Source organism: Streptomyces sp. NPDC027663, assembly GCF_055566415.1.
Window position 1 is genome coordinate 211578 of sequence record NZ_JBVHSK010000006.1, and the last position, 25792, is coordinate 237369.

Here is a 25792-nt window from a genome sequence, read left to right on the forward strand (position 1 = left end):
GCAACCACATTCGAGCCGCACCCGGAGGACTCGCATGACCACCCACATCGAATCCGAAGAGCACAAGGCCCTGCGGTCCGCAGTGGCCGCCCTCGGCAAGCGTTACGGCCGCGACTACCTCGTCCGCACCGTCGCCGAAGGCAAACCCCTCACCGAACTCTGGTCCGAGGCGGGCAGACTCGGCTACCTCGGCGTCAGCCTGCCGGAGGCGTACGGCGGCGGAGGCGGCGGCATCACCGAACTCTCCATCGTCCTCGAAGAACTGGGCGCCGCAGGCTCCCCGCTCCTCATGCTCGTGGTCTCGCCCGCCATCTGCGGCACGGTCATCTCCCGCTTCGGAACGGAAGCCCAGAAGCAGCTGTGGCTCCCCGCACTGGCGGACGGCACCCGGCTCATGGCCTTCGGCATCACCGAACCCGACGCCGGCTCCAACTCCCACCGCATCACCACCACGGCCCGCCGGGACGGCACCGACTGGCTCCTCACCGGCCGCAAGGTGTTCATCTCCGGTGTCGACATGGCCGACGCCGTCCTGATCGTCGGCCGCACGGAGGACGCCCGCACCGGCAGCCTCAAGCCCTGCCTGTTCATCGTCCCGACGGACGCCGAGGGCTTCGGGAAGCACCCCATCGACATGGAACTCAATGCGGCCGAGAAGCAGTTCGAGCTGGTCCTGGACGATGTGCGGCTGCCCGCCGACGCGCTGGTCGGCGAGGAGGACGCGGGCCTGCTCCAGCTGTTCGCCGGACTGAACCCGGAACGGATCATGACCGCCGCGTTCGCCATCGGCATGGGCCGCTACGCGCTCGCCAAGGCCGTCGAATACGCCCGCGACCGCACCGTCTGGAAGTCCCCCATCGGCGCCCACCAGGCCATCGCGCACCCCCTCGCCCAGGCGTACATCGACCTCGAACTCGCCCGGCTGATGATGCAGAAGGCCGCCCACCTCTACGACTCCGGCGACGACATCGGCGCTGGCGAGGCCGCCAACATGGCCAAGTACGCGGCCGGGGAAGCCTGTGTGAAGGCCGTCGACCAGGCCGTGCACACCCTCGGCGGCAACGGGCTCACCCGGGAGTTCGGGCTCGCCTCGTTGATAACGGCGGCACGCGTGGCTCGTATTGCACCGGTGAGCCGGGAGATGATTCTCAACTACGTCTCCCACCAGACCCTGGGTCTGCCCAAGTCGTACTAGGCGCCCGTGTTGGAGGAACCGTGTTCCGCAGCGAGTACGCAGACGTCCCGGCCGTAGAACTCCCCATCCACGAGGCCGTCCTCGGCGGGGCCGCCGCCTTCGGCGACCAGCCGGCCCTCATCGACGGCACGGACGGCACCACCCTCACGTACGAGCAGGTGGACCGGTTCCACCGGCGCCTCGCCGCCGCCTTCGCCGAGGCCGGCGTCCGCAAGGGCGACGTCCTCGCCCTGCACAGCCCCAACACGATCACCTTCCCGACCGCCTTCTACGCGGCCACGCGCGCCGGTGCCGCCGTCACCACCGTGCACCCGCTCGCCACCGCCGAGGAGTTCGCGGGCCAGCTCGGCGACAGCGCGGCCCGCTGGATCGTCACCGTCTCCCCCCTGCTTCAGACCGCCCGCCGGGCCGCCGAACTCGCCGGCGGCGTACGGGAGATCTTCGTGTGCGACAGCGCACCCGGGCACCGCTCGCTGATCGACCTGCTCGCCACCACCGCCCCCGAGCCGCAGCCCCGCATCGACCCGGCCGAGGACATCGCCGCACTGCCGTACTCCTCCGGCACCACCGGTACCCCCAAGGGCGTCATGCTCACCCACCGGCAGATCGCCACCAACCTCGCCCAGCTGCACGAGCCCGTCCCGACGGGCCCCGGCGACCGCATCCTCGCCGTCCTGCCGTTCTTCCACATCTACGGCCTCACCGCCCTGATGAACGCGCCCCTGAGAAGGGGCGCCACCGTCGTCGTCCTCCCGCGCTTCGACCTCGAGACCTTCCTCGCCGCGATCGAGAACCACCGCATCACCGGCCTGTACGTCGCCCCGCCGATCGTTCTCGCCCTCGCCAAACACCCGGTGGTCACCCGCTACGACCTGTCCTGCCTGCAGTACGTCATCAGCGCCGCCGCCCCCCTGGACGCCCAGCTCGCCCGCGCCTGCTCCGAACGCCTCGGCCTGCCACCGCTCGGCCAGGCCTACGGCATGACGGAACTGTCCCCCGGCACCCACGTCGTCCCCCTCGACCGCCTCCACGAGGCCCCCGCCGGCACGGTCGGCAGGCTCATCGCCGGCACCGAGATGCGGATCGTCTCCCTGGACGACCCCGCCAAGGACCTCGGCACCGGCGAGACCGGCGAGATCCTGATCCGCGGCCCGCAGGTGATGAAGGGCTACCTCGGCCGCCCCGACGCGACCGCCGCCATGATCGACACCGACGGCTGGCTGCACACCGGGGACATCGGCCACGTCGACGGCGACGGCTGGCTGTTCGTGGTGGACCGGGTGAAGGAACTGATCAAGTACAAGGGCTTCCAGGTGGCCCCCGCCGACCTCGAGGCCCTCCTGCTCACCCACCCCGGCATCGCCGACGCCGCCGTCATCGGCACCTACAACGAGGACGGCAACGAGATCCCGCACGCCTTCGTCGTCCGCCAGCCCACTGCCGGCGCCCTGAGCGAGAACGAGATCATGCTGTACGTCGCCGAACGCGTCGCCCCCTACAAGCGCGTCCGCAAGATCACCTTCATCGACGCCGTCCCCCGCGCCACCTCCGGCAAGATCCTGCGCCGACAGCTCAGGGAGCACGCATGACGGAACTCGTAGGACGCACGCGCGCGCGTGCCGTCGAAACCCTCAGCCTCGACTCCACCAAGACCCGCAACGCCCTGTCCGCGGCACTCGTCGCGGAACTCGCCGACGCCCTCGCCGACTGCGGCAAGGACCCGGACGTACGGGCCGTCGTCCTCACCCACACCGGTACGACGTTCTGCGCCGGCGCCGACCTGCGCGACCCGCCCGACCCCGACGCCCTGGTGGCCCTGCTCCGGCAGCTCGTCGAGCTGCCCCGGCCGGTCGTCGCCCGGGTCACCGGCCACGTCCGCGCCGGCGGCCTCGGCCTGCTCGCCGCCTGCGACCTCGCCGCCGCCTCCGCCACGGCCACCTTCGCCTTCACCGAGGTCCGCATCGGAGTCGCCCCCGCGGTGATCTCCCTGCCGCTGCTCCCGCGCACCGACCCCCGCGCCCTCGCCCGCTACTACCTCACCGGCGAACGCTTCGACCCCGCCGAGGCCGTCCGCATGGGCCTGCTGACCGTGACGGCGGACGACGTCGACGAAGCCCTGGCCCCCGTCCTGGACGGCCTGCGCCGTTCCGCCCCGCAGGCCCTGGCCGCGACGAAACAGCTGCTCACGGCTAGGGTGCTGGAGACGTTCGACCGGGACGCGGCCGCCCTGACCGCGCTCTCGGCACGGCTGTTCTCCACCGACCAGGCCAGGGAGGGGATGACGGCCTTCCTGGAAAGACGGGATGCGGCATGGGTGGTGTGAACACGACGTCCACGACGTCTGCCTCGGTGGAACGCGACCGCGTGCCCAAGCAGGACCGCAGCCGGGCCACCCGGCAGCGGCTCCTGGAAGCCGCCGTGGCCTGCCTCGCCGAACACGGCTGGGCGGGCTCCACGGTCGCCGCCGTCGCCGAACGCGCGGGCGTCTCGCGCGGTGCCGCCCAGCACCATTTCCCGACCCGCGAGGACCTGTTCACGGCCGCGGTCGAGTACGTCGCCGAAGAGCGCTCCACCGCACTGCGCGCGCTCTTCCCGGCCGGTCCCGCCGACCGCCGCGCCGTCGTCGCCGCCCTCGTCGACCTCTACACCGGCCCCCTCTTCCGCGCCGCCCTGCACCTGTGGGTGGCCGCCTCCAACGAGGACCAGTTGCGCTCCCGCGTGACCGAACTGGAGGCCCGCGTCGGCCGCGAGACCCACCGCATCGCCGTCGACCTCCTCGGCGCCGACGAGACCCGCCCCGGCGTCCGCGAGACCGTCCAGGGCTTCCTGGACATGGCCCGCGGTCTCGGCCTCGCCAACCTCCTCACCGACGACACCGCCCGCCGCGCCCGGGTCGTCGCCCAGTGGGCGGACCTCCTGGACCAGGTCATGCACTGAACCGTCGGGGGTGCCGCCCGTGACGGCTCCGGCCGGGGGGCACATGACCGGCCCGAGTCCGGCGACCCCTCCAACACCCCGGACCCGGACGCCCTCTTCCGCACCCAGGTCCCGGACGCCCCCTTCACCACGCCGGACCGGACACCCGCTCCCGCACCCCGGGCCTTTCCCCGGGCGCCCGTCGCACGCTGCGTACCCGGGACGAGTGCCGAGGCAGTGAAGCAGGCCACATCCGTATCCGGGATCTGGCAGTACCCTTGCCGCATGCTTCCGATGCTCGTTCGCCGCCGCCACGTGGACTACGTGCGCGTCACGAGCATGGGCTGTTGTCAGCACGTCGCCGCCTGACCAGCCCCCTCTTTCTCTCTTTCGCCTTTCCCTTTTCCGGCACCCGGGGGCCGCCACACCCCTCGGCGGCCGCACCCGTGCCCCGTACACCCCGCGGACGCACCATGACCACGCACACAGTGACGTCGTACGACCAGCTCCCCGTCATCGACCTGTCGGCCGCCGACCGCGGCCCCCAGGCCCGCGCCCTCCTCCACGCCCAGCTGCACAGCGCCGCCCACGACGTCGGCTTCTTCCAGCTCATCGGGCACGGCGTGCCCCAGGCCGACACCGACGCACTGCTCACCGCCATGCGCGCCTTCTTCGCCCTCCCCGAGGCCGACCGGCTCGCCCTCGACAACGTGGGCTCCCCGCACTTCCGCGGCTACACCCGCACCGGCGACGAACGCACCGCGGGCGCCCGCGACTGGCGCGACCAGCTCGACATAGGCGCCGAACGCCCCGCCCGCGTCCCGGGCCCCGGCGAACCCCCGTACTGGTGGCTCCAGGGGCCCAACCAGTGGCCCGCCGCCCTCCCCGGACTCCGCACCGCCGCCCTCACCTGGATCGACAGGCTCAGCGCGGTCGCCGACCGGCTCCTGCACGAACTCCTGACCGCGATCGGAGCCCCCGCCGACTTCTACGACCCGGTCTTCGGCGACCGTGCCCACCCGCACCTCAAGCTCGTCCGCTACCCCGGCAGCGCGGGCGACGGCACCGACCAGGGCGTCGGCGCCCACAAGGACTACGGCTTCCTGACCCTGCTCCTGCAGGACACGGTCGGCGGCCTGCAGGTCCAGCGCGAGGACGGCCGCTTCCACGACGTGCCGCCCCTGGACGGCGCGTTCGTCGTCAACCTCGGCGAACTCCTGGAGGTGGCCACCAACGGCTACCTGATCGCCACCAACCACCGAGTCGTCAGCCCGCCCGGAGCAACGGAGCGCTTCTCGGTGCCGTTCTTCTACAACCCCCGCCTGGACGCCAGGGTCGAGCCCCTGCCCTTCCCCCACGCGTCCAAGGCCCCAGGCATCACGACGGACCCGTCCAACCCCCTGTACGCCGAGTACGGCTACAACGAACTGAAGGGCAAGCTGAGGGCCCACCCGCTGGTGGCGGAACGGCACCACGGGAACCTGCTGGCAACGGCGTGAAAAGCCGGCCCGGAGGGCTGCTTTCAGGGGCGTTTCAGGGGCTGTTTTCAGGGGCGCGGGGAACTGCGCGGCCAGCTACACCTGGCCCGCGGTCGCCCGCGCTCCTCACGCGTTGCTGCCAGTGAGCGATGTACGCGCCTCTGTCAGTGAGCGACAGGTGCGCCCTTCGCGGCCCTTCTCAGCGGGAGATGTCCACATACCCCGAGATGTCCTCCGGCCGACGCGGCCCGGGTCCCACATACCGAGCCGAGGGCCGCACCAGCCGTCCCGTGCGCTTCTGCTCCAGGATGTGCGCCGACCACCCGGCGGTCCTCGCGCACGTGAACATCGACGTGAACATGTGCGCCGGAACCTCCGCGAAGTCCAGCATGATCGCGGCCCAGAACTCCACGTTCGTGGCGAGCACCCGGTCCGGCCGTCGGTTGTGCAGCTCCTCCAGCGCCGCCTTCTCCAGCGCCTCCGCGATCTCGAAGCGGGGAGCGCCCAGTTCCCGGGCCGTGCGGCGCAGCACACGCGCGCGGGGGTCCTCGGCCCGGTACACCCGGTGCCCGAAGCCCATGAGCCGCTCACCGCGGTCCAGGGCCTTCTTCACGTAGGCCTCCGCGTCACCCGTCCGCTCGATCTCCTCGATCATGCCGAGCACGCGGGACGGAGCGCCGCCGTGCAGCGGCCCGGACATCGCACCGACCGCACCCGAGAGCGCGGCGGCGACATCCGCCCCGGTGGAGGCGATGACCCGCGCGGTGAAGGTGGAGGCGTTCATGCCGTGCTCGGCGGCCGACGTCCAGTAGGCGTCGACGGCCGCCACATGCTTCGGATCCGGCTCACCCCGCCACCGGATCATGAACCGCTCCACCACCGAGTTCGCCTTGTCGATCTCCCGCTGCGGAACCATCGGAAGCCCCTGCCCGCGCGCGGACTGGGCGACGTACGACAGCGCCATGACGGCGGCCCGCGCCAGGTCCTCGCGCGCCTGCCCCTCGTCGATGTCAAGCAGCGGCCGCAGCCCCCACACCGGGGCCAGCATGGCCAGCGCCGACTGCACGTCCACCCGGATGTCGCCGGAGTGGACCGGGATCGGGAACGGCTCGGCGGGCGGCAGACCGGGGTTGAAGGCACCGTCGACCAGCAGCCCCCACACGTTCCCGAAGGAGACGTGCCCGACCAGGTCCTCGATGTCGACGCCCCGGTACCGCAGGGCGCCGCCCTCCTTGTCCGGTTCGGCGATCTCCGTCTCGAACGCGACGACTCCTTCGAGCCCGGGTACGAAATCGGACATCAGGCGGCTCCTCGTGAAGTGCGGGCGGCGGTCACCCCGGTGATGCCCCGATCAGCCGGTGGTCACCCGTGGTCAACCCAACCGCAAGGAAAGCAGCACGATAACCCGGGGTGCCAGACTTGGGGAGACCACTCGACACTGAGTGCCATAGCCGTTCGATACGGCAAGATGACCGCGTGACCGACCGCGACCCGCTCCTGGATCCCGTCTTCGATCCCGCCGCCATGCGCAAGCAGTACCGGGCCGACGGCCTCGCCGAGGAGGACCTCGCCACCCACCCCATGGACCAGTTCACCCGCTGGTTCGAGGACGCCGCCCGCGCAGCCGCCCACGGCACGCTCTACGAGGCCAACGCGATGGTCGTCTCCACGGCGGACGCCCATGGCCGCCCCAGCTCACGCACGGTCCTGATGAAGCACTACGACACCGACGGCTTCGTCTTCTTCACCAACTACGACTCCCGCAAGGCCCGCGACCTCGCGGAGAACCCGCACGTGGCGCTGCTCTTCCCCTGGCATCCGCTGGCCCGCCAGGTCATCGTCACCGGCACCGCCCGCCGCACCGGCCGCGACGAGACCGCCGCCTACTTCCGCTCCCGCCCGCACGGCTCGCAGCTCGGCGCCTGGGCCAGCGCCCAGTCCACGGTGATCGCCTCCCGCACGGAACTGGACACGGCCTACGCCGCCCTCGAAGCCCGCTACCCCGAGGACGAACAGGTTCCGGTCCCCCCGCACTGGGGCGGCTTCCGCATCGCCCCCGAGACGATCGAGTTCTGGCAGGGCCGCCACAACCGTCTCCACGACCGCCTGCGGTACGTCTCCGAGCCGGACGGCACCTGGCAGGTGGAGCGGCTCAGTCCCTGAGCCCCCCGGCCGTGGCCCAGCCCCCCGCCTAGGGGCGGCCGGCGAGGCCGAGGCCTCGGCCGGCGCGTGAGCCGGGCGCTGTGCGGGCCTGAGGGCCGCCGCACACGCAGACGACCCGCGGGCTGGGTTCCTCAGGGAGGAGCCGGCCGGACGTGCCGGCAGCCCGCGGGTCGGGTGACTGCTTGGGTTTGGGCCGGCTGCACGCATCCGTGGCGTGCTGGTCCGGCACCGCACATGGTGTGGTGACGGGCCGCTAGCCCGCAGCCACCTCACGCGTCCGGTTTCCATACATCTGCCGGATCACCTCCTTTCACCGTGTAAGCGCCACCCTAAGAAGTGGCCGGGGCCGGCTCAACTGTTTTTCCGGGAACGCGGGCGGAAGAACTCTCTGAGGGCTGCCGATCGGCGCCTTCGGCCAGGGGGTGCGCCATCAGTGCATCGGCGTGGCCGTGTCCCAGGCCTGGTTCGGCCTCGAGTCACGCGACGCCCCCGCCCGGAAGGGATTCGCATGCAATGGCCCGAACGGTGAACGCACGGACGGCGCAGCTGGTAGACGTGCTCGCATGACTGATCTTCGAATGGCGGTCGTCGAGGGCGACGAGATGCTCGGACAGTGGCGGCACGTCCACAACGTGATCGTGCCGCCCGCGGCCATGTCCCTGGCCGATGTCCGGGAGCGGGTCGTGCGCAACCGGCTGGAGAACGCGTACGTCGGGGACGAACTGGTCGGGTGTTCCACGGTGCGGCCGCCCGCGGGGGAGGACGGGGTGGCCACCGTCATCGCGCGGGTGCTGCCGGAGTTCCGGCGGCGCGGGTTCGGGACGGCGATCTACGAGAACGGGCTGGCCCACGCGCGTGTGCTCGGTGCGAAGGTGATCGAGACCTGCGTGCTGGCGGTGAACGAGGACGGGCTGCGGTTCGCGCGGCGGCACGGGTTCGTGGAGGCCGAGCGGTACGTGCTGGACGGGGAGCGGGACGAGTGGGTGGATCTGCGGCTCTCGCCGGGCGGTGCCCGGGATTGATTCCTGCGATGTTGCGGGAACAGGATGTGGGCTGCGTCACGTTCCAGTTAGATGAAGGCCAGTGAGCGGACCGAGCGCCTACGTGCGCGGACGCAGCCTCCAGGGGGTCCAGGTGAGTGCTTCGCGGCGGAGTGGGACCACTGACGAACTGGGGCCGGACGATCCCGGTGAGCCCGGTGGCTCCGACCTGCTCGCGGCGCTGCTGGACGGCATGGACGCGGCCCTGTGCGCCTTCGACGCCGACGGGGTCGTGACGCACTGGAACCGGGAGGCCGAGCGGATCCTCGGCTGGACGGCCGCGGAGGCCGTCGGGCGGCACGGGTTCGCCGGGTGGGCGGTGCGCAGTGCCGATGCCGAAGAGGTGCAGGCCCGGCTGATGTCGGCGATGCACGCGCCGGGGCGTCAGGTGCACGAGTTCGCGCTGGTGACCAAGGACGGCGGGCGGGTGCTGGTGCGGACCCAGTCCGCCGCCGTGCGCGGGCCCGAGGGAAAGCCGGCCGGGGTGTACTGCGCGTTCAGCGAGGTGCATGCGCAGATCGATCTGGAACGGTCGATCGCGCTGAGCGAGGCGTTGTTCGAGGACGCGTCCTGGGGTGTCGTACTCGTGGACGCCGATCTGCGGCCCGCCGTCGTGAACGCGCACGCGGCGCGCGCCCTGGGTGTGCGGCGTACGTCGGTGCTGGGCCGGCCGCTGGGCGAGCTGCTCACGTACGGCGTGGAGGAGCTGGAGGCCGCGCTGACGCATGTCCTGGCCGAGGGTGCGCCGCCGGCGCCGGCCGAGATGTGGGTGACCGTCCGTGCGCCGGAGGGTGAGGGCCGGCGCTGCTGGCGGAGCGGGTTCGTGCGGCTGGCGTCGCCGCTGGCGGAGGAGCCGGTGCCGCTCGGGGTGGGGTGGCTGTTCCAGGACGTGACCGAGGCGAAGCAGAGTGAGCAGGAGGCGGCTCTGCTGCGGTTCCGGACGAATCAGCTGCACCGCGCGGCGCGGGCCGCGGCCGAGTGCGAGGACCCGGCGGAGGCGGCCACGGTCCATCTGGACTTCGCCCTCGCCGGCTTCGCCGACCATGCGCTCATCGACCGGATGGCGGCCGGCCCGCGCGAGGAGAGCCCCGCACCGGGTTCGGTACGGCTGGTACGGCTCGCCGCCACGCCCGCCGGTGCGCCGGGACCGAGCCTGCTCACGGGGGCGGCCGGGCTGCCCGTGCGGTACGCGGAGGGGCATCCGGCGCTGCAGTGCGTGGAGCGGGCCGGGACGGTGCGGGCCGACGCGGGCTCGGTTGCGGCCGAGCGGGCGCGGGAGTGGGCACTGGAGCGGCAGTGGCCCGGCGACGCGGTGCACGCCCTGTGCGCGGTCCTGCGCAGCCGGGGGCGGACGCTGGGCGTGGTGACCTTTCTGCGCGGGGCCGGGCGCAGCCGCTTCGAGCGGCTGGACACGGCGTACGCGGAGGACGTGGCCGTACGGATCGCCGCGGCGCTCGATCTGGCGGAGGCGGTGCGCAGTACTCCGGGGGAGCAGGCCCCCGCGTGAGCGGGGGACGCGGGGTGTGTGGGACGGGGTGCGCGGGTCAGCGGCGGTAGAAGATCCGGTCGCCGTATTCCGTCATCACGCGGCTGTTCCACTCGTGCCCGCCGTCGACGTTGCCGGAGCGCAGCAGCGGGGGTTCGATGCCGCGGTCGGCGAGCGCGGCGGCGGTCGTCGCCATGACGGCCTGCATGAGGGCCGCGGTGACGACCGTGGAGGCGGGCGCGAAGGGGGCCGGGATGGTGTCGAGGGTGAGTTCGGCGTCGCCGACGGCGATCTTCGAGTCGAGGACGATGTCGCAGTGGTCCTTGAGGAAGGTGCCGGAGGCGTGCCGGGACTTCGTCTCCTCGGCGTACGCCGCGGAGGTCACGCCGATGACCCTCAGGCCGAGGGCGCGGGCGTTGAGGGCCATCTCCACGGGCAGGGCGTTGCGGCCGGAGAGGGAGATGATCACCAGGGCGTCGCCGGCGCGCGCCGGTGAGGTGTCGAGGACGGCACGGGCGAGTCCGTCGACGCGTTCGAGGGCGGAGCCGAGGGTGGCGGGGGTGACGTCGACGCCGACGACGCCCGGGACGGCGAGCAGGTTCATCAGGGCCAGGCCGCCGGCGCGGTAGACGACGTCCTGGGCGGCCAGCGAGGAGTGCCCGGCGCCGAAGGCGAACAGCCGGCCGCCGGCGGCGACGGTGTCGGCGAGCAGGGTGCCGGCCGCGGTGATCGCCCCGGCCTCCTCGTCCCGGACCCGTTGCAGCAGGCCGATGGCGGCGTCGAAGAACAGGTCGGCAGGCGTGCCGTCGCTCATGCGGTGCCCCTTCGCAGCGTCTGTGTCGCGGATCACCGTGCGGTCTGGACCAGTGCGGTGTCAATACGGCCGCCGGGCGGTACCCCGGAGGAGTGTTCGACGGGACCGGTGTGCGGCTCCGCCGGGTGGGCGCGCCTGCCGTCCGGGGCCCTGCGGCGGGGACTCCGTACCCCGCCCGGCGTCGTCCGTTTCCACGGTGGCCCCCGCTTGTCGGTGGGATCCGGCAGAATTGAATCCAGGGCCAGCGCACGCGCCGGGCTGCCGGCAGAGGTAATCGAGGGGCACGTATGTCCGGACTGATCGACACCACGGAGATGTATCTCCGCACCATCCTCGAACTCGAAGAGGAAGGCGTCGTCCCCATGCGCGCCCGCATCGCGGAGCGGCTGGACCAGAGTGGGCCGACGGTGAGCCAGACGGTGGCGCGGATGGAGCGCGACGGTCTGGTGTCCGTGGCCAGCGACCGGCACCTGGAGCTGACGGACGAGGGGCGCCGGCTGGCGACGCGCGTGATGCGCAAGCACCGGCTGGCCGAGTGTCTCCTCGTGGACGTGATCGGGCTGGAGTGGGAGCAGGTACACGCGGAGGCCTGCCGCTGGGAGCACGTGATGAGCGAGGCCGTGGAACGGCGCGTGCTGGAGCTGCTGCGTCACCCGACCGAGTCGCCGTACGGCAACCCGATCCCGGGCCTGGAGGAGCTGGGCGAGAAGGACGGGGCGGACCCGTTCCTGGACGAGGGCATGGTCTCGCTGGCCGACCTGGACACGGGTGGGGACGGCAAGACGGTCGTCGTGCGCCGCATCGGCGAGCCGATCCAGACGGACGCGCAGCTGATGTACACGCTGCGGCGGGCGGGAGTGCAGCCCGGTTCGGTGGTGAGCGTGACGGCGTCGGCCGGTGGGGTGCTGGTGGGCAGCGGTGGCGAGGCGGCCGAGCTGGAGGCGGACGTCGCCTCCCACGTGTTCGTCGCCAAGCGCTGAGACGGGAGAGGGCCCCGGCGCCGTGTGGCGCCGGGGCCTGTCCTCCCCTGTGCTGACCCGGAGCCCCGAGCTCTCAGGGTCATTCCCCTCGGACCTCTTTTCCCCGAGTGGTCCGCCTCCCGCCTGAAGTGATCCCCTCGGCTGCGGCGATCATGCCTGGTGGGGTGTCACTCGAATGAGGGGTGTTGTCCGCAGGGACAGAATTTTCGAATGCGCATTCGATAGCCTGAAACAACTGGACGACGAGGCAGGCGGAGCTGGGGGTGCCAGGGCCGATGGCGCGGCGTATCGACGTGACGGGAGCGGGCGGGGTGCGTCTGGCCGCCTGGGAGTTCGCCGAACCTCCGAAACCGGAGGCGGAGCCGGGCCCCCGGGAGTCAGGCCCTCCGGACCCGGGGCCCGGTGCGGAAGCGGAGTCCGGGGCTCCGGGCGTGCTGTTACTGCACGGCCTGATGGGCCGCGCCTCCCATTGGGCGGCCACCGCCCGCTGGCTCGCCGGACGCCACCGCGCCGTGGCACTCGACCAGCGCGGCCACGGCCGCAGCGACAAGCCCCCCCAGGCCGCTTACACCCGCGAGGCCTACGTCGAGGACGCCGAGGCCGCCCTCGAACAGCTCGGCCTCGCCCCCGCGCTCCTCATCGGCCACGCCATGGGCGCGCTGACCGCCTGGCAGCTCGCCGCCAAGCGCCCCGATCTGGTGCGGGGCCTGATCATCTGCGACATGCGGGCCTCCGCGCTCGGCGCGGCCTCGCAGCGCGAGTGGGCCGACTGGTTCCGGTCCTGGCCCGTCCCCTTCGCCAGTCTCGCCGACGTCCGCAAATGGTTCGGCGCGGACGACCCCTGGGTGGAGCGCCCGAACCCCGCCCGCGGGGCCTTCTACGCCGAGGTGATGCACGAGGCCGAGGACGGCTGGCGTCCCGTCTTCGAGGCGGCGCACATGCTCAGCTCCCGCGAGGCATGGGTGTACGACGCCCACTGGGAGGAACTGGCCCAGGTGCGGTGCCCCGCGCTCGTCGTCCGCGGCCTGGACGGTGAACTGGGCCGGGCCGAGGCCCAGGAGATGGTCCGGGTCCTGCCCCATGGCGCCTACGCCGAGGTCTCGGACGCCGGCCACCTCGCCCACTACGACCACCCGGACGCCTGGCGCGCAGCGGTCGAACCCTTCCTGGACCTGCTGCTCACCGACTGACGCCGCAGCCGCACCGGCCGGTCCGAAGGGGCGCGGGGAACCGCGCGACACGCCACGACGTCACCCGCGGTCGCCGGCACACCGGGCCGGGCGGACGAGCGGGCGAACGGCTACCGGTCCCGGCCGCAGGCATAGGCGAGCGGCGAGATCAGCTCTTCGACGTCGGGCAGCCACCGGTTCGCCGGTGTCGGCCGGCACGCCCACTGCACCGCGCCACGGGACCCGAACCGCGTGGGCGGTGCAGCCACGTACGCGCCCTCGCTCAGGGCCACCAGATCCAGCGACGACAGCGACCACCCGAGCTTGCGCACCAGATCCGGCACCTTCGCCGACGCCCCCGGCAGTACGAAGAAGTGCATCCGCCGGTCCGGGGTCAGCGTCACCGGCCCGAGCGTCAGCTCCATCCGCTCCATCCGGGCCAGGGCCAGGAACCCGGCGCTCTCCGGGACGGACAGCGCATCGAAGGTCCGTCCGGCCGGCAGCAGGATCGACGCCGTCGGCTGCCTCTGCCACATCCGGCGCGCGACGGTCGCACTGCCGGTCGCCTGGGTCGCCCAGTCGGGGCGCGTGGGGTGCGCACCCGGCGCAGGGCAGGAAGAGTCGCCGCACGAACAGCGCTGCATCCCGTCGACCGGTTCCAGCCAGGTGCCCGGGAACACGTCCCAGTGCCGTTCCTCGGCGTAGCGTACGGCGGTCTCCAGCAGCGATTCCCCGCGCTGCTGCGGAATGTGACCGGCAATCTGAGTGTCCTGGGCGCCCGCGATCGTCTCTTCCACGCTCCTCTCAACTCCCCCACCCACCTGGAGTTACGGCTGTAGCGCGCGCGGGGGAGGAGCATCGATTCCGCAGTCGGGGCGCATGGGTGCACAGGTGGGGGCGCGCGGGAGGAAGCGGGGCGTGGGCTGGGTAGTCAGGGATGGGGGTGGCATCTGCCTTTACCCCGGCAAACCGCACATGTCACGCATTGACGGTATGTCAGCTGGGCAGTGATCTTTCCGTCCGGATCAACCCGGCCGGAACTACACGCTCCAGGGGTTCGCAGGGGGTAGCACATGGCCGCAAGGCCTCTCGTGGCGAGGCAGCCGAACGAACGGCTGCAGGCACTCATCCAGGAAGCGGGGTGCTCGAACGCCGGGCTGGCCCGGCGGGTCAACATGTGCGGCGCCGAGCACGGCCTCGACCTGCGCTACGACAAGACGTCCGTGGCCCGCTGGCTGCGTGGCCAGCAGCCACGGGGCCGGGCCCCGGCGATCATCGCCGAGGCGCTCGGGCGCAAGCTCGGCCGTACGGTCACGATCGACGAGATCGGCATGGCCAACGGCAAGAACCTCGCCTCGGGGGTCGGTCTCCAGTTCTCGCCGACGGTACTGGGGGCCATCGAGCAGGTCTGCGAGCTGTGGCGCAGCGACGTGGGCCGCCGTGACTTCCTGTCCGGCTCCTCCGTCGCCGCCTCCGCGCTGGTCGAGCCCAGCCGGGACTGGCTGATCTCGGCACCGGACGCCCAGGTGGCCCGGCAGGCGGGCCCGCGGGTGGGCCAGTCCGACGTGGCGGCCGTACGGTCGATGACCCAGGCACTGGTGGATCTCGATCACCAGTACGGCAGCGGGCATGTGCGCCCGGTCGTCGTGCACTACCTCAACAGTGTGGTCTCGGGGCTGCTGGCCGGGTCGTACCGGGAGGCGGTCGGCCGTGAACTGTTCGCCGCCGTGGCCCGGTTGACCGAACTTGCCGGGTACATGGCGGTGGACACCGGCCAGCCCGGCCTGGCGCAGCGGTACTACATCCAGGCGCTGCGGCTGGCGCAGGCCGCGGGGGACCGCGGGTACGGCGGCTACGTCCTGGCCGCGTCCATGAGCCACCTCGCCGCGCAGCTCGGGAACCCGCGCGAGATCGCCCAGTTGGCGCGGGCGGCGCAGGAGGGCGCGCGCGGGCAGGTGACCCCGCGCGTGGAGGCGATGTTCCACGCGGCCGAGGCGCGCGGGCACGCGCTGCTCGGCGACGCACGCGCGGCGCAGGCGGCCTCAGGGCGGGCGGTCACCGCGATGGAAGGCGCGGACGGCTCCTCCGGGAACGACCCGGTGTGGATCGCGCACTTCGACGAGGCCTATCTGGCCGACGAGTTGGCGCACTGCCACCGCGACCTCGGGCAGCCCGAGCAGGCGGCGCGGTACGCCGAGCTGTCGCTGGCGGGACACCCCGCGTCCCGGGCGCGCCGGCGGGCGATCGGCTATGTGCTGCTCGCCACGGCCCAGGTGCAGCAGCGCGAGATCGAGCAGGCCTGCAACACGGGCCTGAAAGCGGTGGAGTTGCTGGAGACGCTCCGCTCCAACCGGGGCGCCGAGTATCTGGAGGATCTGCAGCAGCGGCTGGAGCCCTTCGGGGACGAGGCGGTGGTAAGGGAGTTCGGGGCACGGCTGGATCTTCAGCAGGCTGCGTGAACTCTGTCCCTGCGGGGGCGTGAACGGGCGGGAAACGGCACCCGGGGGCGCGCCGGGTGCCATGTACAGCGCAATGTGGGGCGGTTTTGTTACCGCTGTCACAGGGAAGGAGATCGCGTCCTGAGCTGCGTGGCACCCGGCTCGGGGGACCCGGTAGCGTGAGCCGACGATTCACAAGGTCCCCCATTGGTAGGAGTCCCGGTGACGCAGAGTGGACAGGGCGAGGAGCCGTCGGCGCGGCCCGCGCGCGAGGGCATCGTGCTGCCCTCCGACGGAGGCGAGCCCCTGCTGCCTGGCATGTCCGGAACACCGGCCGCCACGGCTCCGGCCGGCGGCCGGGCCTGGGGCGGGTCCTGGGGTCCGGAGCAGCAGAGCCCCCAGCCGGGCCAGGACTGGGCGCCGTCGCCGGCTCCGCAGTGGGCCGGCCACGAGCAGGCCCCGTCCGCGGGGAACCCGGGCCCGCTGCCCCCGGAGGGCGCCCCGGCGCCGTCGTACGGCGGCCAGGCGTCCGCGTACGGAGGTGCGGCACCGTCCTACGGTGGCCAGGCACCCGGCTACGGCGCCCCGCAGCCGCCCGCGTACGGCGCGACCGACCCCTACCAGCAGCCGGCGCAGCAGTACCCGGCGCAGTCCGCCCCCGCGGCTCCGCTGCCGCCGGCCGTCCCGGACGGGTATGCCGCCGCGGGTGCTCCGCTGCCCCCGACGGCCGACGGTGCGACCCAGTACGTTCCGCCGGTCCCCGCCGGACCCGCGGACCAGGGCGCCACCCAGTACCTGCCGCCGGTGCAGGCCGCGCCGGCCGACGGCGCCACCCAGTTCCTCCCGCCGGTCCAGGCCGGCCCGGCCGGCCCCGCCGACGAGGGGGCGACCCAGTACCTCCCGCCGGTACCGTCCGGCACGCTGCCGCCCCAGTCGGCGGGCGAGGAGACGAGGTACCTCGGCCGCGTGCCCCAGCAGCCGGCGCCCGCGCCCTCCGACGCGGAGGCCACCCAGTACATCCCGCCCTACGGTGCCCAGGCCCAGGGCGCCGACCGGCAGCCGCCGGCCGAGTTCGACAATCTCTTCCGCGGCGGCCCGGCGGGCGGCGACTCCCCGGCGGGTTCCACGCAGCAGCTGCCGCGCGTCCGGCAGGCGGACGCCCACCCCGACTCGGGTCCGTCGTCGTACCGCCCGGCGCAGTCCTCGTACGAACCGGAGGAGGACGACGGCGGGCGGCGCCGGGGCCGGTCGCGGGTGCCGCTGGTCGCCGCCATCGGCGTCGGTCTCGTGGTGATCGGCGTGGGCGCCGGTGCGCTGCTCAGCAGCGGCGGCGGCAAGGACCGGGGCAGCGACGACAAGACGGTCGCCGCCGCGTCCCCGGCCACCCAGGACTCCGCTTCGCCCACCGTCGACCCCGCCCGTCAGCAGGCGGTCGACCTGGACAAGCTGCTCGCGGACAGCGGCAGCAGCCGGGCCTCGGTGATCCAGGCGGTGGGCAACGTCAAGCAGTGCGACAACCTGGACCAGGCCGCCACCGACCTGCGGGACGCGGCCAGGCAGCGCAGCCAGCTGGTCACCCGGCTCGGCAAGCTGTCCGTCGACAAGCTGCCGGGCAACGCCGATCTGACGGCCGCACTGACCAAGGCCTGGCAGGCGTCCGCCGCGGCCGACAACCACTACGCGGCCTGGGCCGACCAGGCCAAGGGCCGCAAGGTCTGCCGCAAGGGCCACGCCCGCACCACCAACGAGACCCAGGCCGGCAACCGGGAGAGCGGCACCGCCAGCGCGCAGAAGGTGAAGGCGGCGGCGCTGTGGAACACGATCGCGACGAAGTACGGGCTGACCCAGCGCCAGCCCACCCAGCTCTGACGCCGGTGACGGGCCCCCGGCACCGGGGGCCCGTCACGGCACGTCCGCGGTCTCCAGGATCGAGGTCATGTCGGCGATGCCGTTGCTGCCGCCGATGCTCCTGCGGGCCGAGACCAGCTTGCCGCCCTGGACCACCTGCAGGGTCACGTTGGCGTTGACCAGCCGCGGGAAGCCGACCCCGGCGAGCTTGCTCTCGTAGGGCCAGTGCAGGGTGGGGGTGAGGCCGCCGGTGGAGACCCGCAGGCCGTCGTTGAGGGTGCGCCGCACCGTGTCGGAGCTGACCTCGCCGTCGCCGATCTTCTCCAGGACGGCCTTGAGCACGGTGTAGGCGATCCACGTGGTCTGCACGCCGGCGTCCGCGGGGTCGATGCGGTTGTCGCCGAAGGCCGTCTCGTTGATGGCCTTCTTCATCGGGTCCCAGCGGGAGTCACCCGACGGCGGGTACCAGCCGGTGATGTACGACCCCTCGTACGGCCCGGACGCCCCGCCGGTGGCGTTGATCACGGTCTGGTCGACGCTGCCGAGCACGGTCGCCGTGCGCACGGACGGGAAGTTCTCGCGGGTCCGGCGGAAGGAGTCCATGAAGGTGTCCGTGCGGTCCCCGAGCGCGGGTACCACGCACCCCTTCTTGGTGACGCCCTTGGTGGCGTACCGCAGCGCCTGCTCGGCCTGGACGCCGTACTCGGTGGCGTCCTCGGCGGCGAGGTGGTCGCCGGCGTCCTCGTGGCCGCCCGTCTTCAGCCCCGAGTCGAGCATCGCGGGCAGCTCGTCGCCGGCGATGCTGTCGGGGCGGATCAGGGCGACGTTGCCGCAGGTGGCGGCGAGTGCCTTGCCGAGGCCGGCCAGAAGGGCGGGCTGGCCGCCGTTGACCGGGTAGGACATGGAGCCGGTGAACTCGTCGTTGGTGACGCCGTAGCCGCCTATGTAGGGGATTCCGGCGCCTTCCAGCGGGGCGAGATAGGAGTCGCCGAACTGGCTGTAGGAGCCGACCACCGCGACCACGTCCTCGGTCGCGGCGCGCCGGGCGCACTTCGCGGCGCCCACGCTGTCGTTGTGGTCGTTGCAGGTCAGGACTTCGAGCTCGCGGCCGTTGATGCCGCCGTGGGAGTTGATCCACTTCGCGTAGGCGCGGGCCATCGCCGGCATGCCGGGCTTGTTGGTCGCGTCCGTGTTCTCGGGGGCCCAGGTCATCACCTTGACCGGGCCATCCCCGGAGCCCCCCGTGGCACCGGGGATGGCCCCGCATGCGGCGGTGAACGACGCACAGAGAGCCATGGCGCCCGCTGCGAGGGCGGTGGCTCGGACGGGGCGGGGGAGTGCGCGAAGTGAAGTGGTGCGGGTGCGTCGCCTGCCGGTCATGGACACGCACGATTCCCTCACACTGCTAACCGTGGAGTGACCTTTGGTCAACGCGGGGTGACGACGAGGTGAATTACAGGGGGCGGTGTGACTGGTGGGACGAAGAACGTACGATCGATGACCGTGCAAGGTTCGGAGAACTCTTCCCGTCGCGGCCGCCGCTCCTCCACCATGGGCGGCATGCCCCTGAACGACATGCCGTGGTGGCGGTGGCGCAGCAACGTGCGCTCGGCGCTGCACATGCTCTCCGACCCGGTGTTCCAGCGGGACGTCTGGCTGGCCGGCACGGACGGTTACGGTGACGTCACCGACGCCGTGTACCGGCTGGTGGAGGACACCTGGCTGGACAGCTGGTCGGCGGAGAAATACGTCGGCACCATATTCCGCGACTCGCAGGAGGCGGCGCTCGTCGACACCGCCGTGCTGCGGGTGCTGCGGATCATGCACCAGGTCGGCCCGGACGCGCCGGTCGCCGCGTATCTCGACCACCCCGGCTGGCCGGAGGCGGTGCGGGCGGCGCGTGACGCGCACGTGCGGATGTCGGTGAGCGACGGGGAGGACCCGCAGACGCCGCCGAAGAGCCTGGAAGTGCTGCGGATCCTGACCCGGTCCGCGTAGCGGACGGCCGCCCCTGGAGGCCGGTCGGTATGGGACCCTGTAGTGCATGAATGAGCAGTCCGCCGCCGCGGCTCCGGCCGACCAGTACGTCCTCACGCTCTCCTGCCCGGACAAGCAGGGCATCGTGCACGCCGTGTCCAGCTATCTGTTCATGACCGGCTGCAACATCGAGGACAGCCAGCAGTTCGGCGACCACGACACGGGTCTGTTCTTCATGCGCGTCCACTTCTCGGCCGAGGCTCCGGTGACGGTGGAGAAGCTGCGGGCGAGCTTCGCCGCGATCGGCGACTCCTTCCACATGGACTGGCAGCTCAACCGGGCCGACCAGAAGATGCGCATCCTGCTGATGGTCAGCAAGTTCGGGCACTGCCTGAACGACCTGCTGTTCCGGGCGCGGATCGGAGCGCTGCCGGTGGAGATCGTGGGCGTCGTCTCGAACCACACTGAGTTCGAGGAGCTGGTGGGCTCCTACAACATTCCTTTCCACCACATTCCGGTCACGAAGGACACCAAGTCGGACGCCGAGGCGAAGCTGCTGGGGATCGTCCGCGAGGAGAACGTCGAACTGGTCGTCCTCGCCCGGTACATGCAGGTCCTCTCCGACGACCTGTGCAAGCAGCTCAGCGGCCGGATCATCAACATCCACCACTCGTTCCTGCCGAGCTTCAAGGGCGCGAAGCCGTACCACCAGGCGCATGCGCGGGGCGTGAAGCTGATCGGCGCGACGGCGCACTACGTCACCGCGGACCTCGACGAAGGGCCGATCATCGAGCAGGAGGTCGAGCGGGTCGGGCACGGTGTCTCGCCGGACCAGCTGGTGGCCGTCGGGCGGGACGTGGAGTGCCAGGCGCTGGCCCGGGCGGTCAAGTGGCATGCCGAGCGGCGCATCCTGCTGAACGGCCGGCGCACCGTCGTCTTCGCCTGAGGAGCCGGACCCGGAGGTCTGCCCGGCGCCGACCGGGACGCACGCAAACCGGCGCGGGGGCGCACACGAACCCGCCCGGGGACGTACGCGAACCCGCCCGGGCCGTACGCGAACCCGCCCGGGGCATACGTGAATCCGCCCCGGGGGTCTACTCGGGCACCGTGAAGTAGCGCGCGAACGCCGGCACGATCTCCGTCTCGCCGATGCTGCCGTCGCCGTCGGTGTCCAGGGCGGCGGCGACCTGCCGGGCGACGTCCTCCGGCACGCGGAAGACCCGCAGCACGCGCGCGGTCTCGTCCACGCCGACCCGGCCGTCGGCGGCCGCGCCGGCCACCGCGAGGGCCGCGTGCAGGAAGGGGCGGGCGATCTCGGCGAAGCCGTCCGGGTTGTCGCGCAGCCGCTTGACCGCGCCGGTGACGAACTCGTCGCGGGTGATGCGCTGGTCGCCGTCCCGGTCGGCGATGCCGGCCATGCCCTGCCAGAACGCCTCCGCGCCGGCGTACAGCGCCTGCCCCTTGTCGGAGCGCGCGGGCACGGAGAACTCGGTGAGCAGCGCCTTGGCCGCCGCGCTGAAGTCCTCGCGGTCGATCCAGCCGTTGCCGTCCTGGTCGAAGGTGGCGAACCGGGCGGCGATCCTGTGTTCGTACTCGGTGCTGACCATGTCTGTTAGGGCCGCCTTACGTGAGGGTCGTACGTGAGGGTCTTGTGCTGTGTGTCGGGTCGACCTGGCAGGGAGCGTACGACGCGAGCGACCGTCGGGCGGCGGGAAACCGACGATTGTGCCAAGACTGGGGGAATGCTGCGACAACAGTGTGGCCGGGTCGCGCAGCCGTGACGGCCGTTCAGGCCGACAGCGGTCCGGCCTCGTCCGTGGTCGCGGACTCGAGGTCGGGGCGGACGTCGAAGAGGCGGCGCACGCCGAGCGCGCCGAGGACACGGTTGACGTGCGAGCCGTCGTCGGCGCCCCGGTCCGGCAGTATCAGCCGCAGCCGGCCCTGACAGGAGCGGATCAGCCGGCGGGCGGCGACGAGGACGCCGACCCCGCTGGAGTCGCAGAAGAAGACGTCGGAGAGGTCCACCACGAGGCTGTGGTGCCCCTCGGCGACGACGTCGTGGACCCGTTGCCGCAGTACCGGCGAAGTCATCAGGTCCAGTTCCCCGGACACCCGGAGCACGGCCCACTCGCCCTGTTCGACGCCGGTCACGTTGAATGCCACGGCCATGCCCCTCCGCTCGCCGGATCTCCCGGAACCGCCCGGAAACGGAAGCGGCTCGTACGTTTCTTTCCGCGCGGCTGCCCAGCGGCCGTTCCCTGAAACGTGGTGTGGCAAACGGGGGGCGATCGACAAGGGGCTTGTTTCGGTCACTATCGATCGTGTTCGATCGGAGATGCGCGCGTCTTGCGTGAAGGTTGTGTGAAGAGGGCACTATCACCTGCGGTGCTCCGGGGGCGCACAGTGACACAAAGGGGCGTGCACCGTCAGACGTGCCGACTACATTCGAGTAGGCAGGAACGACAGGCTGGACGGGCCGGAGAGGCGAGGGGAGGGGACCGCATGGCCAGGAGGGACGTACCGCCCCGCTGGGACCGCAAGATGCAGCAGCGGCTCGCCCGCGGAGAGGCGGCGGCCCTCGGTGAGTTGTACGACCGGTTCGCCTCCCTCGTGCACAGCCTCGCCCACCGCGTCCTCGGCGACGAGCAGGCCGCCGACGCCGTCACCCGCGAGGTCTTCGCCCATGTCTGGGAACACCCCGAGACCTACGACCCCCGGCAGGGCCCGCTGCGCACCTGGATCGCCGACGTGACCCACCGGGTCGCCGTGCAACGGCTGCGCGACCGGGAGGAACTGGAACAGCCGCAGCGCGAGGAACTGGAGAGCACGGTCCGCCGCGCCTCGGTCGCCGCCCGCGCCGACTACATCGTCCACTCCATGCCCGCCCCGCTGCGAGCCGCCCTGGATCTGGCCTACTTCCAGCGCCGCGACTACCGCCAGACCGCGGCCGACCTCGGCGTCACCGAGGACGAGGCCCGCCGCCGGCTCCGCCTCGGCCTGCAGTTGCTCTCCACCGCCCACGACGCCGGGGCACCTCCGGTGCAGGGAGGTGCGGTGTGAGCGGCGCGGAGGGGTTCGGGGCACGTGACGAGCGCGACGGCCGCGCGGGCGACGAGGGCGACGAGGGCGACGAGCGCAATGGGGGCAACGGGGGGAACGCCAAACGCCCTTACGGCACGGGAGAGTCGGGCGGAGGAAAGCCGGTGCGTGACGGAACGGGCCCCGGCGGGTCCGAGGGCGCCGGTGGCGGTTCGGGAGCCGCGGCGCACGGCGGCGGCGCACCCGAGCCGGCCCCGCCGCCACGCATCCCCACCCCCCGCGCCTCTGTCGAGGACAGCGGGCTCCCGCTGCCCGACCTCGTCGTTCCGGGAGACTTCGCACCCGTGCCGCCCGACCTGTCGCACGACGTCCTGAAGTCGCTCCTCGGCGCCTGGGCGCTGGCCGCCTGTTCGCCGGCGGAGACCGCGGCCGTGGAACTGCACCTGGGCGGTTGCGGCAGCTGCGCCGACGAGGCCCGCCGGCTGCGCGAGGCGGTCGGTCTGCTGCACCAGCCGGAGAGTCTCGACCTGGACCCCGGACTGCGCACCCGCGTCCTGCAGAGCTGTCTGCACCGCCGGCCGCCGCGCATCCCGGTGCCCGACTGGGCGGCGCCGTACGACGCCGAGGCCGCGCGGCTGGACGCGCTGCTGCAGGACTTCGGGGACGCGGAGTGGCATGCGCCGGTCCGGCTGCGGTGGTTCGAGGCCGACGCCCCGACGAGCCGGCGCACCACCGTCGCCGGGGTGATCGCGCACCTGCTGTCGGTGGACGGGCTGATCGCGGCGGCGCTCGGCCTGGAGGACCCCCATGCCGAGGTCGCCGACGCGGCGGACCAGGCCACCGCGGGCCCGGCCGAGCGCACGGAGGCGTTCTGGCGGGCCTCCCACTTCCCGCCGACCCGCTCGGTGCGGGGGCCCTGGCGGGAGCAGAGCCACAGCCTGGTGCGCACGGTGTCCTTCACGGGCAGCCACGCGGGCGGGCTGTCGGTGTCGTACGGCGACTTTGCGCTGCCGCTGCACGACGCGATGCTGGACCGCGCCTTCGAGTGCTGGGTGCACGCCGAGGACATCGCGGACGCGGTGGACTACCCCTACGACCCGCCGGCACCGCGTCACCTCAACCGGATGATCGACCTCGCGGCCCGGCTGCTCCCGACGGTACTCGCCGCGCGCCGCCGCGCGGGCCTGTCCGCGCCGGGCGGCCGGACACCTCACCTGGTCCCGGCCGGCGCCCCCGGCCGCAGCCTGCGGCTGGAGATCGAGGGCGCGGCCGGCGGCGAGTGGCTCATCCCGCTGGACTCACCGGCGGCCGTGGGCTCCGCGGACCTCGAGGTGGCCCATGTGGCGCTGGACGGCGTGGAGTTCTGCCGGCTGGCAGCGGGGCATGTGTCCCCCGAGGACGCGGCGGCGGGCCAGGACGGCGACCGCCAGGCCATCAGAGACGTGCTGTTCGCGGCGGCGAGCCTGAGCCGGATGTGACGGACCCCGGACCGGGGTCCGTCCGTGACCGCCCCGGACCGGGATGCGGATGTGACCGGCCCGGACCGGGGTTCGGATGTGACCGGCCCGGACCGGACGTCGGACGTGACCCGTCTCGTACCGGGGTTCAGGAGCGGCTGTTCAGGCCCGGGAGCCCCTGGGGCGTCGGGATCGGCAGCGGGTTGATGCTGCTGCGCTCCCGTGCTTCCGCCGGGGCCTGGCAGGACGTGTCCTTCGCCGGCAGCTTGCCGGTGGTCAGGTAGGCCGTGGCCGTCTTGTCGGCGCACGACTTGGTGCCGTAGACGCCGTGCCCGACACCCCCGGCGACGGTGACCATCTTCGCGCCCTTCATGACACGGCGCAGGCCCTGGCCGCTGGTCAGCGGCGTCTGGGAGTCCCACTCGTTCTGCAGGATCAGTGCGCCGACCTTGTTGTCGATCACGGTGGCGGACTCGCCGCCGGTCTGCTTCCAGAAGGCGCACGGCTTGATGTTCGAGGCGAAGTCACCGTAGAGCGGGTACCTGGCCTTGTCCCGGATCGCGTCGCTGCGGTACTGCTCGGGGTCGCGCGGCCAGTTGCGGGTGTCGGCGCACACGACGGTCCAGAAGGCGGCGTCGCCGTTGTCCTCGGGCGTGGCACGGCCGAACGACGGCGGAACCGGCGTCGGCGTCTTGGGCGCACGGCCGACGGCCGAAGGCCTGCCCGCCGCGGCCTTCTTCAGCTGGACGACCCACTCGGCGGCGTCGCGGACGCTGAAGAAGACGGCCCGGCTGTTGGAGCGGATATCGTCTCCGGTCATCCGCATGCCGTCGACGTCGAGGGGCTTGCGGTCGGCCCGGGCGACCAGGTCGTAGAAGGTCTTGCGGACCGCCTCGGGAGTCCTGCCCAGCCGGTACTTGGCGTCCCGCTCGGCCGTCCACTGCGTCCACCGGGTGAACGCGGGCTCCGTGCCCTCCGCCCAGACCTGGATCATGCCGCGCCAGACACGGGCGGGGTCGACGGCGCTGTCCAGCACGAAGCGGTCGGCGCGCTGGGGGAACATCTGCGTGTAGACAGCGCCGAGGTAGGTGCCGTACGAGTACCCGAGGTAGGAGATCTTCTTCTCGCCGAGCACGGCACGGATCACGTCCATGTCCCGGGCCGTGTTGCGGGTGGTGATGTGACGGAGCTTGTCACCCTGTTCGGCGTTGCACTTGTCGGCGAAGGTGCGGGCCCACTTCACGTCCTTGGCGAACGTCTCGGGCTTGTAGGGCCGGTCCCAGTTCAGCTCGCTGCCGCTCAGACCGCAGCTGACGGGGGAGCTGAGGCCGACGCCCCGCGGGTCGAAGCCGACGAGGTCGTACTTGGCCGTCACGGACTTCGGCAGCTCGTCCTTCAGGTACAGCGGCATGTCGACGCCGGCACCGCCCGGGCCGCCCGGGTTGATCAGGAGCACACCACGGCGCTCCGTCTTGCTGGTCGCCTTGATCCTCGATATCGCGAGGTCGACCTTCTTGCCGTCCGGGCGGCTGTAGTTGAGCGGCACCTTGACCGTGGCGCACTGGAAGGAGGCCGGCGCCGATCTGTCGCAGCGGTGCCATGCCGGCCTCTGCTGCTGGTACTGGCCGAGGGGGTCCTGCGCGGCGGACGCCGTGGCCGGGACGAGCGCGGGAACCAGGACGGCGGCGGCACCGACCGCCAGCAGAGGGGCTGTTCGACTGCTTCGCACGAAGGGAGAGTCCTTGGGTGGGTACGTATGGGACGCACCCACCCTTTCGCGTGGGCGAGTTGG

General features: G+C 72.3%; 23 protein-coding genes. 16 read left to right on the top strand and 7 right to left on the bottom strand.

Annotated features, from left to right (window positions below; genetic code table 11):
- Positions 1 to 34 precede the first annotated feature (34 nt).
- The 5 genes from ACZ4SF_RS18780 to ACZ4SF_RS18800 all read left to right on the top strand — a co-directional run bounded on the left by ACZ4SF_RS18780 (position 35) and on the right by ACZ4SF_RS18800 (position 5610).
- Positions 35 to 1195: an acyl-CoA dehydrogenase family protein gene (locus tag ACZ4SF_RS18780; protein WP_468385351.1), complete on the top strand. Its 1161-nt coding sequence runs from the start codon at positions 35 to 37 to the stop codon at positions 1193 to 1195.
- Between the two features lie 20 nt (positions 1196 to 1215).
- The gene (locus tag ACZ4SF_RS18785) at positions 1216 to 2784 is read left to right on the top strand and encodes a 4-coumarate--CoA ligase family protein (RefSeq protein WP_468385356.1); all 1569 of its coding nucleotides are present in this window, start codon (positions 1216 to 1218) and stop codon (positions 2782 to 2784) included.
- Positions 2781 to 3518 (top strand): enoyl-CoA hydratase family protein, encoded by a 738-nt coding sequence (locus ACZ4SF_RS18790; protein ID WP_468385358.1) that lies wholly within the window; start codon positions 2781 to 2783, stop codon positions 3516 to 3518. Before ACZ4SF_RS18785 ends, ACZ4SF_RS18790 begins: the two co-directional genes overlap by 4 nt.
- Complete coding sequence (locus ACZ4SF_RS18795; RefSeq protein WP_468385361.1) at positions 3506 to 4132, top strand: TetR/AcrR family transcriptional regulator; 627 nt, start codon at positions 3506 to 3508, stop codon at positions 4130 to 4132. The genes ACZ4SF_RS18790 and ACZ4SF_RS18795 overlap by 13 nt, the downstream gene beginning before the upstream one ends.
- Positions 4133 to 4584: 452 nt before the next feature.
- Positions 4585 to 5610: an isopenicillin N synthase family dioxygenase gene (locus tag ACZ4SF_RS18800; protein ID WP_468385364.1), complete on the top strand. Its 1026-nt coding sequence runs from the start codon at positions 4585 to 4587 to the stop codon at positions 5608 to 5610.
- A 178-nt stretch (positions 5611 to 5788) separates the two neighbouring features.
- Here the strand turns inward: ACZ4SF_RS18800 and ACZ4SF_RS18805 are convergent, their stop codons facing one another.
- Entirely contained in the window at positions 5789 to 6889 is a 1101-nt protein-coding gene (locus ACZ4SF_RS18805) for a citrate synthase 2 (RefSeq protein ID WP_468385366.1), read from the bottom strand.
- A gap of 176 nt (positions 6890 to 7065) precedes the next feature.
- Here ACZ4SF_RS18805 and pdxH point away from each other — a divergent pair, with 176 nt between their 5' ends.
- The 3 genes from pdxH to ACZ4SF_RS18820 all read left to right on the top strand — a co-directional run bounded on the left by pdxH (position 7066) and on the right by ACZ4SF_RS18820 (position 10299).
- A complete protein-coding gene (gene pdxH / locus ACZ4SF_RS18810) occupies positions 7066 to 7752 on the top strand; it encodes a pyridoxamine 5'-phosphate oxidase (protein ID WP_468385368.1) in 687 nt (228 codons plus the stop codon).
- A 563-nt stretch (positions 7753 to 8315) separates the two neighbouring features.
- Entirely contained in the window at positions 8316 to 8774 is a 459-nt protein-coding gene (locus tag ACZ4SF_RS18815) for a GNAT family N-acetyltransferase (RefSeq protein WP_468385371.1), read from the top strand.
- Positions 8775 to 8886: 112 nt separating this feature from the next.
- The gene (locus ACZ4SF_RS18820; RefSeq protein ID WP_468385374.1) at positions 8887 to 10299 is read left to right on the top strand and encodes a PAS domain-containing protein; all 1413 of its coding nucleotides are present in this window, start codon (positions 8887 to 8889) and stop codon (positions 10297 to 10299) included.
- Between the two features lie 37 nt (positions 10300 to 10336).
- On the opposite strand, the gene ACZ4SF_RS18825 is transcribed toward ACZ4SF_RS18820, so the two are convergent.
- The gene (locus tag ACZ4SF_RS18825; protein WP_468385376.1) at positions 10337 to 11092 is read right to left on the bottom strand and encodes an SIS domain-containing protein; all 756 of its coding nucleotides are present in this window, start codon (positions 11090 to 11092) and stop codon (positions 10337 to 10339) included.
- A gap of 287 nt (positions 11093 to 11379) precedes the next feature.
- Here ACZ4SF_RS18825 and ACZ4SF_RS18830 point away from each other — a divergent pair, with 287 nt between their 5' ends.
- On the top strand, positions 11380 to 12072 hold the full coding sequence (locus tag ACZ4SF_RS18830) for a metal-dependent transcriptional regulator (protein ID WP_468385379.1): 693 nt from the start codon (positions 11380 to 11382) through the stop codon (positions 12070 to 12072).
- Between the two features lie 275 nt (positions 12073 to 12347).
- Positions 12348 to 13262, top strand: a complete 915-nt coding sequence (locus ACZ4SF_RS18835; protein WP_468385382.1) for an alpha/beta fold hydrolase — start codon at positions 12348 to 12350, stop codon at positions 13260 to 13262.
- 110 nt (positions 13263 to 13372) lie between these two features.
- Here ACZ4SF_RS18835 and ACZ4SF_RS18840 read toward each other — a convergent pair whose 3' ends face one another.
- Positions 13373 to 14038, bottom strand: coding sequence for a bifunctional DNA primase/polymerase (locus ACZ4SF_RS18840; RefSeq protein WP_468385385.1), 666 nt, complete (start codon positions 14036 to 14038; stop codon positions 13373 to 13375).
- A 276-nt stretch (positions 14039 to 14314) separates the two neighbouring features.
- On the opposite strand from ACZ4SF_RS18840, the gene ACZ4SF_RS18845 reads away from it, so the two are divergent.
- Together ACZ4SF_RS18845 and ACZ4SF_RS18850 are read left to right on the top strand one after the other, a co-directional pair.
- A complete protein-coding gene (locus ACZ4SF_RS18845; protein WP_468385388.1) occupies positions 14315 to 15700 on the top strand; it encodes a transcriptional regulator in 1386 nt (461 codons plus the stop codon).
- 201 nt (positions 15701 to 15901) lie between these two features.
- Positions 15902 to 17548 carry a hypothetical protein gene (locus ACZ4SF_RS18850; RefSeq protein WP_468385391.1) on the top strand — a complete coding sequence of 549 codons (1647 nt, stop codon included), beginning with the start codon at positions 15902 to 15904 and terminating at the stop codon, positions 17546 to 17548.
- Positions 17549 to 17581: 33 nt separating this feature from the next.
- On the opposite strand, the gene ACZ4SF_RS18855 is transcribed toward ACZ4SF_RS18850, so the two are convergent.
- On the bottom strand, positions 17582 to 18907 hold the full coding sequence (locus ACZ4SF_RS18855) for an ABC transporter substrate-binding protein (protein ID WP_468385394.1): 1326 nt from the start codon (positions 18905 to 18907) through the stop codon (positions 17582 to 17584).
- Between the two features lie 117 nt (positions 18908 to 19024).
- On the opposite strand from ACZ4SF_RS18855, the gene ACZ4SF_RS18860 reads away from it, so the two are divergent.
- Both ACZ4SF_RS18860 and purU read left to right on the top strand, forming a co-directional pair.
- Positions 19025 to 19525 (top strand): SCO4402 family protein, encoded by a 501-nt coding sequence (locus ACZ4SF_RS18860; RefSeq protein ID WP_468385395.1) that lies wholly within the window; start codon positions 19025 to 19027, stop codon positions 19523 to 19525.
- A gap of 46 nt (positions 19526 to 19571) precedes the next feature.
- Positions 19572 to 20450: a formyltetrahydrofolate deformylase gene (gene purU, locus ACZ4SF_RS18865; RefSeq protein WP_468385398.1), complete on the top strand. Its 879-nt coding sequence runs from the start codon at positions 19572 to 19574 to the stop codon at positions 20448 to 20450.
- A gap of 148 nt (positions 20451 to 20598) precedes the next feature.
- Here the strand turns inward: purU and ACZ4SF_RS18870 are convergent, their stop codons facing one another.
- Complete coding sequence (locus tag ACZ4SF_RS18870; RefSeq protein ID WP_468385401.1) at positions 20599 to 21111, bottom strand: EF-hand domain-containing protein; 513 nt, start codon at positions 21109 to 21111, stop codon at positions 20599 to 20601.
- Between the two features lie 181 nt (positions 21112 to 21292).
- Positions 21293 to 21673 carry an STAS domain-containing protein gene (locus tag ACZ4SF_RS18875; RefSeq protein WP_468385403.1) on the bottom strand — a complete coding sequence of 127 codons (381 nt, stop codon included), beginning with the start codon at positions 21671 to 21673 and terminating at the stop codon, positions 21293 to 21295.
- Between the two features lie 333 nt (positions 21674 to 22006).
- Between ACZ4SF_RS18875 and ACZ4SF_RS18880 the strand changes: the two genes are divergently transcribed.
- Positions 22007 to 22564: a sigma-70 family RNA polymerase sigma factor gene (locus ACZ4SF_RS18880; RefSeq protein WP_468385406.1), complete on the top strand. Its 558-nt coding sequence runs from the start codon at positions 22007 to 22009 to the stop codon at positions 22562 to 22564.
- Positions 22561 to 24021: a maleylpyruvate isomerase N-terminal domain-containing protein gene (locus ACZ4SF_RS18885; RefSeq protein WP_468385409.1), complete on the top strand. Its 1461-nt coding sequence runs from the start codon at positions 22561 to 22563 to the stop codon at positions 24019 to 24021. The genes ACZ4SF_RS18880 and ACZ4SF_RS18885 overlap by 4 nt, the downstream gene beginning before the upstream one ends.
- Before the next feature lie 127 nt (positions 24022 to 24148).
- On the opposite strand, the gene ACZ4SF_RS18890 is transcribed toward ACZ4SF_RS18885, so the two are convergent.
- Positions 24149 to 25729, bottom strand: a complete 1581-nt coding sequence (locus ACZ4SF_RS18890) for an alpha/beta hydrolase (RefSeq protein WP_468385412.1) — start codon at positions 25727 to 25729, stop codon at positions 24149 to 24151.
- Positions 25730 to 25792 lie beyond the last annotated feature (63 nt).